Origin of the sequence: Rhizobacter koreensis (genome assembly GCF_013366375.1) — a bacterium.
GTDB lineage: Bacteria > Pseudomonadota > Gammaproteobacteria > Burkholderiales > Burkholderiaceae_C > Schlegelella_A > Schlegelella_A koreensis.
In genome coordinates, this window is sequence record NZ_JABWMJ010000007.1 from 147,147 (window position 1) to 160,848 (window position 13,702).

The following is a 13,702-nucleotide window of genomic DNA, read 5'->3' on the forward strand; positions in this document are numbered from 1 at the left end:
CGCGGGTCTCGTGCTTCTCGCCTCGAGGCGGCCAGAGCCCGCGCAGCGGCTCCTGCGGCCTCGTTCACACCACGAGCACGCTCGATCCCGTGGTCTTGCGCGCCTCGAGGTCGCGGTGCGCCTGCACCACGTCGGCGAGCGCATAGCGCTGGTCGATGCGGATCGTGACGGCGCCGCTCAGCACGGTCTGGAACAGGTCGTCCGCCATCGCCTGTGTCGACTCGCGCGTGGCGATGTGCGTGAACAGCGTGGCGCGGGTAAGGAAGAGCGAATTCTTGGCGAGCTGCGCGACCTCGATCGGCGGCGGCTTGCCCGACGACGCGCCGAAGCTCGCCATCAGCCCGAGCGGCTCGAGGCTCTCGAGCGAGCCCTGCCAGGTGTCGTTGCCGACCGAGTCGTAGACCACCTTCACGCCGCGCCCGCCGGTGATCTCGCGCACCCGGTCGACGAAGTTCTCGCGGCGGTAGTTGATCGTGAACTCGGCGCCGTGCTCGGCGGCGAGCGCGCACTTGGCGTCGCTGCCGGCGGTGCCGATGAGGCGCAGGCCCAGCGAGCGCGCCCACTGGCAGGCGATCAGCCCGACGCCGCCCGCGGCGGCGTGAAACAGGACGAAGTCGCCCGCGCGCAAGCCCGATGGCGGCGTCGTCTTGCGCAGCAGGTACTGCGCGGTGAGCCCCTTGAGCATCATCGCGGCGCCGGTCTCGAAGCTGATCGCGTCGGGAAGCTTCACGACGCAGGTCGCCGGCATGACGCGCAGCGCGCAATAGGCGCCCGGCGGCTGGCTTGCGTAGGCGGCGCGGTCGCCCGCCTTCAGATGCGTGACGCCCTCGCCGACCGCCTCGACCACGCCGGCGCCTTCCATGCCGAGCGAGAGCGGCAGCGGCAGGTCGTAGACCCCCGAGCGCTGATACACGTCGATGAAGTTGAGCCCGCATGCGTGGTGGCGGATGCGGATCTCGCCCGGACCGGGCTCGCCGACCGGCAGGTCGACGAGGTGCATCGCCTCGGGCGGACCGGGGCGATCGATGCGGACGGTGGGGCTGGTCTGGGACATGGAGCAGTCGCTGGCGGCAAGGGGTGCGCTATCGTGCCAGAGCCTCTCGTCTCGCGCCGCTCGCCTCGCCATGAAACGACTCACGACGGCCCCGAACCTCGCGCTCGCCACGCTGTGGGCCGACCTGCTCAGCCACGCGGGCGTCGCGACCACGGTGCAGCGTGCCTACGCGAGCAGCATCGCCGGCCAGGTGCCGCCCGACCAGACGCTGCCCGAGCTCTGGATCGACGACGAGGACCAGATCCACAAGGCGCGCCAGCTGCTGCACGACCTGCGCCATCCGGTGCACCGGGTGTGGGCCTGCCCGGGCTGCCACGAGGTGATCGACGGGCCGTTCGAGCAGTGCTGGAACTGCGGCCACGCGATGCCGCCCCCGCCCTGAGCCGGCGTCAGAAGGTGCCGGGGTAGGCGCCGCCGTCGAGCAGGATGTTCTGACCGTTCAGGAAGCCGGCGTGCACGCTGCAAAGGAAGGCGCAGACCGCGCCGAACTCGGCGGCGCTGCCGAAGCGCTGCGCCGGGATCGCCGAACGACGTGACGCCGCGAACTGCTCGACGTCCTTGCCCGAGTTGGCGGCGCCGGCTTCCATCGTCTTGCGCAGGCGATCGGTATCGAAGGCACCCGGCAGCAGGTTGTTGATCGTCACGCCCTTGCCGGCCACCGGACTGCGCGCGAGCCCCGCGACGAAGCCGGTGAGACCGCTGCGCGCCCCGTTCGACAGGCCCAGCACGTCGATCGGCGCCTTCACCGCGCCCGACGTGATGTTGACGACGCGGCCGAAGCCGCGCGCCGCCATGCCGTCGACGGTCGCCTTGATCAGCTCGATCGGCGTCAGCATGTTGGCGTCGAGCGCGGCGAGCCAGGCGTCGCGGTTCCAGTCGCGGAAGTCGCCGGGCGGCGGGCCGCCGGCGTTGTTGACGAGGATGTCGACCTGCGGGCAGGCGGCGAGCGCGGCGGCGCGTCCGTCGGCCGTCGTGATGTCGCCGGCGACGGTGCGCACCTCGCCGCGACCGATCGCGCGCAGCTCGGCCGCGGTCGCCTCGAGCGCGTCGGCGCCGCGCGCCGTGACGACGACGTTCGCGCCCGCCTCGACCAGCGCCTGCGCGCAGCCCTTGCCGAGCCCCTTGCTCGCGGCGCAGACGAGCGCCCACTTGCCGTCGATTCCGAGGTCCATCTTCAGTCTCCGTTGATGTTGAGTGATGCGCGCCGGCCTAACGGCGCCGCGTGAGCAGCCAGATTCCGCACAGCACCAGCAGCGTACCAGCGACGGTCCAGGCGGTGAACGGCTCGCCGAGGATGACGATGCCCATGAGGATCGTGGAAATTGGTCCGACCATCCCCACCTGCGCGGCGACGCCGGCGCCGACGCGCTCGATCGCCATCATCAGCATGAGCACCGGCGCGAAGGTGCAGAGCGTCGCGTTCAGCACCGAGAGCGCGATCACCTCCGGCGCGACCAGCGCTGCCGACAATGGTCGGACCAGCAGGAACTGCGCGATGCAGAACAGGCAAGCCACGCTGGTGGCGAGCCCCGTGAGGCGCAGCGCGCCCAGGCGCTTGACCACCTGCTGGCTGAACACCAGGTAGAGCGCGTAGCTCACCGCGCTCGCGAACACCAGCACCGCACCGAGCACGACGTCCTGGCCCTGCAGGTTGACCTCGTGGCCGAACACCACCAGGCAGCCGGCGTAGCTGGTCACCAGCGCGAGCAGCTGCCGCCCGGTCACCGGGCGCTTGAACATGAGCGCGCCGAGCGCGAGCACCAGCGTCGGGTTGAGATAGAGGATCAGCCGCTCCAGGCTCGCGCTGATGTACTGCAGCCCGGCAAAGTCGAGGAAGCTCGAGAGGTAGTAGCCGCTGAAGCCGAGCCCGATCACGGCGAGCCAGTCGCGGCCGGCGAGCGGCGCCTTGCCGCGCCCGGCCCACCACACGAGCAGCAGGAACAGCGGCAGCGCGAACAGCATGCGGTACATGATCAGCGTCACCGCGTCGACGCCGTAGCGGTACGCGAGCTTGACGATGATCGCCTTGCCGGCGAACGCGACCGAGCCGGCGACCGCGAGGGTCACCCCCAGGCGCGCCTACGGCAGCGCGGCCGCGGCAGGCGAGCCGGTGGAAGGGGCTGCGGGCATCCGCGCGATTCTAGGGAGAGCCTCCGAGGCCGTCTGCCACCTCAGGCGCGCCGCGCCCGGCCGCTAACATCGCGCGCTTCGACGCTCGGTGCACATCTTGGGAAACAGCTCGATCCAAATCGTCGCAGCCGTCATCTTCGCCATCGCGTTGCTCCACACGTTCTCGGTCAAGCTGTTCGAGCACCTGGCGCATCGCTTCCCTCGTCACGCCGGGCTGCTGCACCTGCTGGGCGAGGTCGAGGTGGTGTTCGGCTTCTGGGCCATCGTGCTCGTCGTGGTGATGGCGCTGATGACCGGCGGCGGCCCTGCTCTGGCCTACGCCGAGTCGCGCCACTACGCCGAGCCGCTGTTCGTGTTCGTCGTGATGGTGGTCGCGGCGTCGCGCCCGATCCTGCAGTTCGTGCGACTTCTCGTGACCGCCCTGACTCGGCTGCTGCCGGTGCCGGCGCCGCTCGCTTCGGCGTGGCTCTGCCTGTGCGTGGTCCCGCTTTGCGGATCGCTGATCACCGAGCCGGCGGCGATGACGATCGCCGCGATGATGCTGGCGCCGCAGGTGTTCCGGCCCGAGGTACCCGAGCGCCTGAAGTACTTCGCGCTCGGCGTGCTGTTCGTCAACGTCTCGATCGGCGGCACGCTCACGTCGTATGCGGCACCGCCGGTGCTGATGGTGTCGCAGACCTGGAGCTGGGACTCCGCCTACATGGCATCGACCTTCGGCTGGAAGGCGGCCCTCGCCGCGGCGATCAACGCGACCGCGGTCACCGCGCTGCTGCGCACTCATCTGCGAAGAGTGCCGGCGACGCCGGTCGACGCGGTGCGTTCACCGGTTCCGTGGTCGGTGATCGTCGTGCACGTGCTGGTGCTCGCGGGCGTCGTGCTGCTGGCGCACCACCCCGTCGCGTTCCTCGGCCTCTTCCTGCTCTTCCTCGGCTTCGCGCAAGCCTACGAGCGGCACCAGAGCCCGCTGATCATCCGCGAGGCGCTGCTGGTCGCGTTCTTCCTCGCCGGGCTGGTGGTGCTCGGCGGCATGCAGCACTGGTGGCTGCAGCCGATCGTCTCGAGCCTCTCGCCGCAGGCGCTGTTCTTCGGCGCGCTTGGCCTGACGGCGATCACCGACAACGCGGCGCTCACCTATCTCGGCTCGCTGATCATCGGCATTTCCGACACCGCCAAGTACATGCTGATGGCGGGCGCACTGGCCGGCGGCGGCCTCACCGTGATCGCGAACGCGCCCAACCCGGCGGGCGTCGCGCTGCTCAAGGGCGGCTTCGAGGACGAGTCGATCGGCGCGGTCGAGCTGCTGCTCGGCGCGCTGTTCCCGACCACCGTGGCGGTGGCGGCGTTCCTGCTGCTCTAGGCGTCAGAACGCGCCGGCCTGGCCGTCGCGACGCGGGTCGCTCGCGGCGACGTAGCCGTCGCGCGCCGGATCACCCAATCGCCAGATGAACTGCCCGGCGCCGAAGTCCTGGTAGCTGTCGTCGATCACGTCGATGCGATGCCCGCGCTCGGCGAGCCCCTGCACCAGCTTCGGGTCCATCGTCGCCTCGACGTTGATCTCGAGGTCCTGGTTGAAGCGCCAGCGCGGCGCGTCGCACGCGGCCTGCGGATGCTGACGGTGATCGAGCATCCGCACGACGGTCTGCAGCTGGCCCTGCGGCTGCATGTTGGCGCCCATCACGCCGAAGCTCATCTGCGGCTGCCCGTCCTTGGTGAGAAACGCCGGAATGATGGTGTGGAACGGGCGCTTGCCCGGCGCGACGACGTTGGGGCTCGTCGGGTCGAGGCTGAAGCCGTGGCCGCGGTTCTGCAGCGAGACACCCCAGTCGGGCACCACGACGCCGGAGCCGAAGCCCATGTAGTTGCTCTGGATGAAGCTCACCATCATGCCGTTCTCGTCGACGGCGCTGAGGTAGATGGTGCCGCCGCGCAGCGGGGTGCCGCTCTCGAACACCTGCGCGCGCCTGGGGTCGATGAGGCGCGCCCGCGACGCCAGGTAGGCCTCGTCGAGCAACTGGTCGCTGGTCACGTGCGCGCTGCGCGCATCACAGACGTGGCGGTAGGCGTCGGCGAACGCGAGCTTCATCGCCTCGATCTGCAGGTGGTACGCGTCGACGCTGTCGACCGGCAGCGAGGCGAGGTCGAAGTGGCGCACGATGCCGAGCGCGATCAGCGTGGCGATGCCCTGCCCGTTGGGCGGGATCTGGTGCATGCGGTGGCCGGCGTAGTCGATGCCGATCGGGTCGACCCACTCCGGCCGGTAGTTGGCGAGGTCGGCCGCCGTCATCGAGCCGCCGTTCGCCGCGGCGTGGGCAACCATGGCCGCGGCGACCTCGCCGCGGTAGAACGACTCGCCGCGCGATTCGGCGATCGCACGCAGCGTGCGCGCCGCCGCCGGCATGGCGAAGCGCTCGCCGATCGTCGGCGCGCGGCCGTTCGGCAGGAACGTCTCGGCAAAGCCCGGCTTGTCGCGCAGGATTGGCTCGGCGGCGCGCCACTTCTGCGCCACCACCACGGGCACCGCATAGCCACGCTCGGCGACCTCGATCGCCGGCTCGAGCAGGTCGGCGAACGGCAGCTTGCCGAAGCGCGCGCTGAGCGCGGCCCACGCGCCGACCGCGCCGGGCACGGTCACCGAGTCCCAGCCGCGCGTCGGCAGCGTCGGTGCAACGCCGTAGCGGCGCGTGAAGTACTCGGGGGTCCATGCCGCCGGCGCGTGTCCCGACGCATTGAGCCCGTGCAGTTGCTCGCCGTCCCACAGGATGCAGAAGGCGTCGGAACCCAGGCCGTTGCTGCACGGCTCGACGATGGTCATGGTGGCTGCGGCGGCGACCGCGGCATCGACCGCGTTGCCGCCGCGCAGGAGCATGCGCAGGCCGGCCTGCACCGCGAGCGGATGCGACGTCGCGACGACGTTGCGCCCGAACACGGGCAGGCGGACTGATGGATACGGGCTGGCCCAGTCGAACACGTCAGGCTCCTGGCGCGCACGCGACCGCGTGCAGGCAGATCACGGAAAAGCGAACGGCGCGCCGGACGAGTCCGCACGCGCCGTTCGGAGGCCGCCGCGCGCTCATCGCTGCACGCAGCGAGCGCCGGGCCGGCCGGGTTGCGCTCAATCCTCCTGGAACGCGACCTCGCGCTTCTTGCGGATCGCCGGAAGGGCCACGATGATCAGCATCAGCAGTGCCGCGAACAGCAGGCCGGCGGAGAGACCGCGCGTCACGAAGGTGGTCCAGTCGCCGCGCGACAGCAGCAGCGCACGACGCAGGTTCTCTTCCATCATCGGACCGAGGATGAAGCCGAGCAGCAGCGGCGCGGCCTCGCAGCTCAGCTTGTAGAACACGTAGCCGAGGACGCCGAAGCCGGCGGTCATGAACACGTCGAAGCTGTTGTTGTTGAGCGTGTACGTGCCGATGCAGCAGAACAGCGTGATCGCCGGGAACAGGTACTTGTAGGGGACCGTCAGCAGCTTGATCCAGATGCCGATCAGCGGCAGGTTCAGGATCACCAGCATCGCGTTGCCGATCCACATCGACGCGATCAGGCCCCAGAACAGCTGGGGGTTGCCGGTCATCACCTGCGGGCCCGGCTGGATGCCCTTGATCGTCATCGCGCCGACCATCAGCGCCATCACGGCGTTGGGCGGAATGCCGAGCGTGAGCATCGGGATGAACGAGGTCTGCGCGCCGGCGTTGTTGGCCGACTCGGGGCCGGCGACGCCGCGGATATCGCCCTTGCCGAACGTACCGCTGGGGCCGGCGAGCTTCTTTTCCATCGTGTACGACGCGAACGACGACAGCAGCGCGCCGCCGCCCGGCAGCACGCCGAGCGCCGAGCCGAGCGCGGTGCCGCGCAGCACCGCCGGCCACGCCTGCTGGAAATCCTTGCGGGTCGGCCACAGGCCCTTCACGTCCTTGGTGAACACCTCGCGGTTCTCGGCCGGCTGGCCGAGGTTGGCGATGATCTCGCCGAAGCCGAAGATGCCCATCGCCACCGCGACGAAGTTGATGCCGTCGGTGAGCTCCGGAATGCCGAAGCTGTAGCGCGCGGTCCCCGAGATCACGTCGGTGTTGATCTGCGCGAGCAGCAGGCCGAGGATGATCATCGCGATGGCCTTCAGCAGCGAGCCCGACGCCAGCACCACCGCGCCGATGAGGCCGAGCACCATCAGCGAGAAGTATTCGGCGGGGCCGAACTTGAACGCGAGTTCGGTGAGCGGCGGCGCGAACGCCGCGATGATCACGGTGCCCACGCAGCCGGCGAAGAACGAGCCCAGGCCCGCCGCCGCGAGCGCGGAGCCGGCGCGGCCCTTGCGCGCCATCTGGTAGCCCTCGATCGCGGTCACCACCGAGCTCGACTCGCCCGGCACGTTGATCAGGATCGCGGTGGTCGAGCCGCCGTATTGCGAGCCGTAGTAGATGCCGGCCAGCATGATGAGCGCCGGCGTGGCGTCAAGGCCGTAGATCGACGGCAGCAGCATCGCGATGGTGGCGGTGGGGCCGATGCCGGGCAGCACGCCGACCAGCGTGCCGAGCACGCAGCCCATGAAGCCGTACAGCAGGTTCTGCACCGTGAAGGCGACGCCGAACCCGAGGGCGAGGTTTTGCAGCATTTCTTGCATGGCGGTCTCTTCTTCTCGTTATCAGGGCGTCAGCATGAAACGGGGCAGGACCGGGATGATCAGCTTGAGCCCGAGCACGAAGATGGCCCAGGCGCCGATGGTCAGCACGATCGCGTTGATGATCACCCCGCGCCACTTGAACTCGTCGCTCGCGAAGCTGACGATGACGACGAGCAGGGGGAAGGTGATAAAAAGGCCGAGGCGGTCGAGCGCGAAGCCGAAGAAGATGATGCCGCCGATGATGATCGAGAGCGGGCGCCAGGCCACGGCGCCGATGCGCTCGCCGTCGAGCGCCTCGACGACCATCGACTCGATGAGCAGGATGAGGCCGAGAATGGCCAGGATGGCGCCGAGCCCGAGGGGGAAATAGCCGGCGCCCGGGCGGGCCGACGTGCCCATCGAGTAGTTGGTCGCCCCGATCGCGAAGCCGACCCCGATCAGGATGAACATGACGCCGGACCAGAAGTCCCGCTGGCTCTTGATTCTCAAAATGTGCTCCCTCGACGGGCCGTCGTCGTCAGGCGCCGGATTCTAGGCACCCACCCTCTGGGCCCGATGTGGGTTTACACGTAAGCAGCCGCTATTCCCAGGCCGGGGTCGCGCGCAGCACTTCCTCGAGCGTGGTGACGCCTTCGGCCACCTTCATCGCCCCCGCGAGGCGGAGCGGCCGCAGGCCGTCGCGCAGCGCCTGCTGGCGCAGCCGGGTCTGGTCGGGTACCGGCGAGATGCACTCGCGCGCCGCATCGGTGACGGTCAGCAGCTCGTAGAGCCCGGCCCGACCCCGAAACCCGGTCATGCGGCACTCCAGGCAGCCGACCGGCTTGTACGCGGAAACCTTGCCGTTCAGGCGCCACGGCGCCACCACCTCGTGCAGCGTCTCGCGGGTGGTCTCCTCGTCGGGCACCTTGCACGCCGGGCACAGGGTGCGCACGAGGCGCTGGGCGAGCACGCCGATCAGCGTCGAGCCGACCAGGTACGGCGGCACGCCGAGGTCGTTCATGCGCGTCACGGCCGAGGCCGAGTCGTTGGTGTGCAGCGTGCTGAACACCAGGTGACCGGTCAGTGCGGCCTGGATCGCCATCTCGGCGGTCTCGAGGTCGCGGATCTCGCCAACCATGATGATGTCCGGGTCCTGGCGCATCAGCGCGCGCAGGCCGTCGGCGAAGTTGAGATCGATCGCCGGCTGCACCTGCGTCTGGTTGAACGCCGGCTGGATCATCTCGATCGGGTCCTCGACCGTGCAGACGTTGACCTCGTCGGTCGCGAGGCGGCGCAGCGTGGAGTAGAGCGTCGTCGTCTTGCCCGAGCCCGTCGGCCCGGTGACGAGGATGATCCCGTGCGGCTTGGCGACGAGCTCTTCCCAGCGCCGACCGTCGTGGCTGCCGAAGCCGAGGTCGTCGAGCGATTTCACGGTGGTGTCCGGATCGAAGATCCGCATCACCATCTTTTCGCCGAACGCCGTGGGGATGGTCGCGAGGCGCATCTCGACCTCGTCGCCGTTCGGATTGCGCGTCTTGATGCGACCGTCGAGCGGGCGTCGGCGCTCGACGACGTCCATGCGGCCGAGCAGCTTGACGCGCGCGATCATCGCGCTCATCACGCCGGGCGGCAGCTGGTAGACGGTGTGCATCACGCCGTCGATGCGGAAGCGGATCACGCTGCGCTCGCGGCGCGGCTCGAGGTGGATGTCGGAGGCACGCTGGTCGAACGCGTACTGCCAGAGCCAGTCGACCACCTGCACGATGCCGGAGTCGTTGGCGTCGAGCTGCTTGGTGGACTTGCCGAGCTCGACCAGCTGCTCGAAGTTGACGATGGCCGACGTCTCGCCGGTCTTGATCGCCTGCCGCACCGAACGCGACAGCGTGTAGAACTCGGTCGTGTAGCGCGCGATCTCGACCGGGTTGACGAGCACGAGCTTGACGCTCTTGCGCGTGTGCGCCTCGATCTCCTTGATCCAGTCGAGGTCGAGCGGCTCGCAGGTCGCGATCGTCACGTCCGCGAGGCCCACGTTCAGCGGCAGCGCGTGGCGCCGCTCCGCGTACGTGATCGACATCACCTCGGCGACCCGGCCGACGTCGACCTTGAGCGGGTCGATCCGCAGGTACGGCATCTTGCAGTGCCGCGCCAGCCACTCGGTGAGCAGCTCCACGTCGAGCACCTTGCCGTCGGCGACGCGCTTGAGACCGACGCCGCCCAGCCGCACCAGCGGGTGCTGCGCGCTGTTGCCGCCGGCGAAGCGGCGCGCGGTGTTCTCGGCGTCCTCGGCGCTGATCACGCCGTCCTCGCGCAGCCAGGTGACGAGGGTGCGCCATTGCAGCTTGCCCGACGTCTGCACGGCGGTGCTCAGCTCGGTCGGCGCAAAGGTGAGCGGGCGCGACGGGCGATCGGCGTCGGCGACGCCGCCACGCGTCGCAGCGCGCACCGACGGGCTCTCGGGTTCGGGCGTGGCGGAGCGGGTCTTCATGCAGGGGGTGGCGTGGCGCCGGAGGGGCCGGCGGCCCCCGGCTCCGGCTCGGGAAGCAGCTGGATCATGCGCAGCCACTTGCGGGCCGGCAGCTTGAACCGAGTTTCGATGTTTTGCGCACGCTCGGCAAGCAAGGCCCGGTCCGGCGCCGTGACTTGCTTCATCGCGACGACGACCTGATTGCCCTCCCGCGTCGGACTCAGCGTCCGCACCGCGTCGCGCCCGAACGCGGCGACGATGCGGCCGACGCTGACGTCGAAGCTGGCGTCGCGGCCGAACAGGTCGACGGTCATCACGCCGCCATCGGCGAGCAGCCGCCGGCAGTCGCGATAAAACGCCACGCTGTCGAGCACCGGGCTCGCCGCCTCGTGGTCGTAGAGGTCGACGCAGAGCACGTCGGCGCTGCCGGCCCGCTCGGGGTCGCCTGCGAACGCGGCGGCGTCCATCTCGAGCAGCGTGAAGCGCGCCGACTCGGCGGGGAGCCGGAACCAGAGCCGGCAGGCGTCGATGACGGTCGGGTTGAGCTCGACCGCGGTGGTGCGCATCTTCAGCACCTGATGGCAGAAGCGCGTGATCGCGCCCGCCCCGAGCCCGAGCTGCACCGCATGTCCGCTCGTCAGCTCGGCCGCGGGCCGGAACAGCATCCACACCATCATGCGCTGCACGTACTCGAGCTCGAGCGCCTCGGGCTTGCGAATCCGCATCGCACCCTGCACCCACGGCGTTCCGAGGTGCAGGTAGCGCACGCCGGCGTGCTCGGAGATCGTCGCGGGCTCGAGCTCGCGGGCGGCGGGCTTGCTGCTCATGCGAGTCCGTGTGCGTGGAAGAAGGCGCGCCAGGCGGCGAGCTTGCGCTCGAAGGTCCAGCTCGCGTTCGCCGGGCTGGTCGACGGCAGCCGGACGACGTGGACGCCGAGCCCGGCGCTGTGCCGCATGGCGCGCGCCGACTCGCCGCCGTTGTGGCCGATCGCCTCGAGGCGCGGGGCGCGCCGGGCGAGGCTCGCGAGGTCGTTCAGCTCGGGTTGCTCGATCGCGGAGTCAAGGCTGCCCTTACGGCGGCAGCTCGCGTACACGTCCCAGAGGCCGAGCCCGCGCGTCCGCAGCGCCGCGAGCCGGTCGGCGTAGCTCGCGCGGGCGAGGTCGATGCCCCAAAGCGTCGACAGCAGCGGCCAGAAGTGGTTGCGCGGGTTGCCGTAGTACTCGGCCGCACGCAGCGACGCCGCGCCGGGGAAGCTGCCGAGCACGATCACCCGGGTGTCGGGGTCGACGACCGGCGGCAGCCCACGCAGCGGTTCAGGAGGGTTCGCAACGAGGGGGTTCAAGAAAGCCTTGCCGGATGCCGCGCGGACGTGGCTGCCCGCATCCGCGATCCGCACGCAGCCGTCGCACGCGGCGCGAGATTGTGGCCGAGGCATTCCCGATGCAGCCAGGCGCACCGCGCATCACCCTGCCAGCGCGCGCAGCCGCGGCAGCACTGCGTACGCGTTCTCGTTCGTCGCGGCGGCGAGCGCGTCGGGCGTGACGCCGCGCAGCTCGGCAAGCACGCCGGCGATGCGCGCGAGCTCGGCGGGCTCGTTGCGCATCGTCGCGCCGGCAGCGCGCTCGGCCGCCGTCTGGTAGAGCCATTGCGGCGCGATGTCGGGCGCGTCGGTCTCGAGCACGATCAGCTCCGGCGCCACCTGCGCGGCGACGTGGCGGATGCGGCGCGCCCGGTCGAAGGTGACGTTGCCGCCGAAGCCGAGCTTGAAGCCGAGCGCGCCGAACACCTCGGCCTGCTGCTCGCTGCCGTTGAACGCGTGCGCGATGCCGCCCGGCACGCTGAGCGCGCGCAGGTGCTTGAGCACCGCATCGACCGAGCGCCGCACGTGCAGCAGCACCGGCAGTCCGAACTCGCGCGCGAGGCGCAGCTGCGCGGCCAGGAAGCGGTCCTGCCGGGCGTGGTCGAGACCGGGCACGAAATGGTCGAGACCGATCTCGCCGACCGCGACGAGGCGCGGATCGGCGCGGTGTTCGGCGAGCGCGCCGCGCAGCCGGTCGAGGTCGGCGTCGGCGGCACGGTCGACGAGCAGCGGGTGGATGCCGAGCGCGTAGGCGAGGCCGTGCCGATGCGCGAGCTCGCGCACGGCGTCGAAGTTGCCGACGTCGACCGCCGGCAGCACGATCTGGCGCACACCGGCGGCCATGGCGCGCGCGACCACGGCCTCGCGATCGGGCTCGAATTCGGCGGCGTCGAGGTGGCAGTGCGTGTCGATCCACATGGCGCCCGATGATGCCCACTCGCCCCGCTGCCGTCCGGGCGGGCCGTCGAGACAGGGCCCGGCGTGCGTGCTACCGTACGTTCGCTCATCGGGGGGCGTTTCGCGGTTGCAGCGGCGCCGGGTCCGACGTGCCTCGGCGGGGAAATCGACGATGAAGAAACAGCCGCTCTACAGCCGCTCCCGCCGCGCGCCCGACTCCGGCGCGAGCGCCGCGCAACCGGCCGGAGATCCGCCGCAGGCCGCGCCGAACGCCGAAGCCGCCGCCCCGGTGGCGCTGGGCGCAAGTTCCCCGCCCCCGGCCCGTTCGCCCGGCCGCGTGCGCGCCTTCGCGCTGCGCAACGAGCGCCGCCTCTGGCTCGTCGCCGTGCTGGCGCTGATCAGCGCCGCCTGGCTGTTCAACCCTCGCCTCGTCGCCGAGCCCGCGCTGACCATCGAGCAGATCGACAAGGCGGTGCGCAGCTCGATCGAGGAGAAGCCGCTGCGTTCGCCGGAGACCCGCGCCTACGAGACGATCGCGCCGTCGGTCGTGCGCGTCATCGGCTTCATGAGCGAAAACGACGACGGCAAGGACGACATGCCGCGTGCCAAGCACGATCGCGGCGTCGGCACCGGCGTCGTCATCATCGACAACGGCACCATCCTCACCAACCTGCACGTCGTCTCGGGCGCCCGGCGCGTCAACGTGACGTTCGCCAACGGGGCGCAATCCGATGCCGTCGTGATCAGCACGCAGCCCGAGAACGACCTCGCAGTGCTGCGCGCGCTCACCATTCCCGACGACCTGGCCGCGGCGACGATGCGCAGCACGGGCGATCTCTCGCCCGGCGACCACGTGATCGCGGTCGGCTTCCCGTTCGGCATCGGCCCGTCGACGTCGTCGGGTGTCGTCTCCGGGCTCAAGCGCCAGTTCCGCTCGCCGGACGGCCAGCAGATGATGTCGAACCTGATCCAGTTCGACGCCGCCGCCAACCCCGGCAACTCGGGCGGCCCGCTCGTCACCATGGACGGCGAGGTCGTCGGCATCGTCACCGCGATCCTCAACCCCTCGCAGCAGCGCGTCTTCGTCGGCATCGGCTTCGCCGTCCCGATCGAGAACGCCGCCAGCGCGGCCGGTCTGCCGCCGTTCTGATCCCTGGCGCCGCGCGACGCGCGGCGCATCCTCGCCCGCCCCGTCCA

The 13,702-nt window shown here is 70.4% G+C and carries 13 protein-coding genes; 3 read left to right on the forward strand and 10 right to left on the reverse strand.

From position 1 onward, the window contains the following. Positions 1-64: 64 nt before the first annotated feature. The gene (locus HQN59_RS15625) at positions 65-1,054 is read right to left on the reverse strand and encodes a quinone oxidoreductase family protein (protein ID WP_176070051.1); all 990 of its coding nucleotides are present in this window, start codon (positions 1,052-1,054) and stop codon (positions 65-67) included. Between the two features lie 70 nt (positions 1,055-1,124). On the opposite strand from HQN59_RS15625, the gene HQN59_RS15630 reads away from it, so the two are divergent. Continuing rightward, positions 1,125-1,436, forward strand: a complete 312-nt coding sequence (locus HQN59_RS15630; protein WP_176070052.1) for a putative signal transducing protein — start codon at positions 1,125-1,127, stop codon at positions 1,434-1,436. 7 nt (positions 1,437-1,443) lie between these two features. Here HQN59_RS15630 and HQN59_RS15635 read toward each other — a convergent pair whose 3' ends face one another. Next, entirely contained in the window at positions 1,444-2,226 is a 783-nt protein-coding gene (locus HQN59_RS15635; RefSeq protein ID WP_176070053.1) for an SDR family oxidoreductase, read from the reverse strand. 37 nt (positions 2,227-2,263) lie between these two features. Then, positions 2,264-3,127 carry a DMT family transporter gene (locus HQN59_RS15640; RefSeq protein ID WP_176070217.1) on the reverse strand — a complete coding sequence of 288 codons (864 nt, stop codon included), beginning with the start codon at positions 3,125-3,127 and terminating at the stop codon, positions 2,264-2,266. Positions 3,128-3,281: 154 nt separating this feature from the next. Between HQN59_RS15640 and HQN59_RS15645 the strand changes: the two genes are divergently transcribed. Continuing rightward, positions 3,282-4,541, forward strand: coding sequence for a putative Na+/H+ antiporter (locus HQN59_RS15645; RefSeq protein WP_176070054.1), 1,260 nt, complete (start codon positions 3,282-3,284; stop codon positions 4,539-4,541). Positions 4,542-4,544: 3 nt separating this feature from the next. On the opposite strand, the gene HQN59_RS15650 is transcribed toward HQN59_RS15645, so the two are convergent. From HQN59_RS15650 to HQN59_RS15680, 7 genes are all read right to left on the reverse strand, one after another. Next, positions 4,545-6,152 carry a gamma-glutamyltransferase family protein gene (locus HQN59_RS15650; protein ID WP_342451219.1) on the reverse strand — a complete coding sequence of 536 codons (1,608 nt, stop codon included), beginning with the start codon at positions 6,150-6,152 and terminating at the stop codon, positions 4,545-4,547. Positions 6,153-6,296: 144 nt separating this feature from the next. After that, positions 6,297-7,805, reverse strand: a complete 1,509-nt coding sequence (locus tag HQN59_RS15655) for a tripartite tricarboxylate transporter permease (RefSeq protein WP_176070055.1) — start codon at positions 7,803-7,805, stop codon at positions 6,297-6,299. 21 nt (positions 7,806-7,826) lie between these two features. Beyond that, entirely contained in the window at positions 7,827-8,294 is a 468-nt protein-coding gene (locus HQN59_RS15660; protein WP_176070056.1) for a tripartite tricarboxylate transporter TctB family protein, read from the reverse strand. 91 nt (positions 8,295-8,385) lie between these two features. After that, positions 8,386-10,269, reverse strand: a complete 1,884-nt coding sequence (gene tfpB / locus HQN59_RS15665; protein WP_176070057.1) for a type IV pilus assembly ATPase TfpB — start codon at positions 10,267-10,269, stop codon at positions 8,386-8,388. Next, positions 10,266-11,075 carry a spermine/spermidine synthase domain-containing protein gene (locus tag HQN59_RS15670; protein ID WP_176070058.1) on the reverse strand — a complete coding sequence of 270 codons (810 nt, stop codon included), beginning with the start codon at positions 11,073-11,075 and terminating at the stop codon, positions 10,266-10,268. Before HQN59_RS15670 ends, tfpB begins: the two co-directional genes overlap by 4 nt. Then, entirely contained in the window at positions 11,072-11,590 is a 519-nt protein-coding gene (locus tag HQN59_RS15675; protein WP_246294947.1) for a DNA-deoxyinosine glycosylase, read from the reverse strand. The genes HQN59_RS15670 and HQN59_RS15675 overlap by 4 nt, the downstream gene beginning before the upstream one ends. Positions 11,591-11,710: 120 nt before the next feature. Further along, complete coding sequence (locus HQN59_RS15680) at positions 11,711-12,526, reverse strand: TatD family hydrolase (protein WP_176070060.1); 816 nt, start codon at positions 12,524-12,526, stop codon at positions 11,711-11,713. A 151-nt stretch (positions 12,527-12,677) separates the two neighbouring features. Here HQN59_RS15680 and HQN59_RS15685 point away from each other — a divergent pair, with 151 nt between their 5' ends. Further along, positions 12,678-13,655 (forward strand): S1C family serine protease, encoded by a 978-nt coding sequence (locus HQN59_RS15685; protein ID WP_176070061.1) that lies wholly within the window; start codon positions 12,678-12,680, stop codon positions 13,653-13,655. The last annotated feature ends 47 nt before the right edge of the window (positions 13,656-13,702 follow it).

What these genes read in the sequence shown, in the direction of transcription:
- HQN59_RS15635 (WP_176070053.1), bottom strand. Translation starts at nt 2,226, where the DNA reads ATGGACCTCGGAATCGACGGCAAGTGGGCGCTCGTCTGCGCCGCGAGC.
- HQN59_RS15625 (WP_176070051.1), bottom strand. Translation starts at nt 1,054, where the DNA reads ATGTCCCAGACCAGCCCCACCGTCCGCATCGATCGCCCCGGTCCGCCC.
- tfpB (WP_176070057.1), bottom strand. Translation starts at nt 10,269, where the DNA reads ATGAAGACCCGCTCCGCCACGCCCGAACCCGAGAGCCCGTCGGTGCGC.
- HQN59_RS15680 (WP_176070060.1), bottom strand. Translation starts at nt 12,526, where the DNA reads ATGTGGATCGACACGCACTGCCACCTCGACGCCGCCGAATTCGAGCCC.
- HQN59_RS15630 (WP_176070052.1), top strand. Translation starts at nt 1,125, where the DNA reads ATGAAACGACTCACGACGGCCCCGAACCTCGCGCTCGCCACGCTGTGG.
- HQN59_RS15670 (WP_176070058.1), bottom strand. Translation starts at nt 11,075, where the DNA reads ATGAGCAGCAAGCCCGCCGCCCGCGAGCTCGAGCCCGCGACGATCTCC.
- HQN59_RS15685 (WP_176070061.1), top strand. Translation starts at nt 12,678, where the DNA reads ATGAAGAAACAGCCGCTCTACAGCCGCTCCCGCCGCGCGCCCGACTCC.
- HQN59_RS15655 (WP_176070055.1), bottom strand. Translation starts at nt 7,805, where the DNA reads ATGCAAGAAATGCTGCAAAACCTCGCCCTCGGGTTCGGCGTCGCCTTC.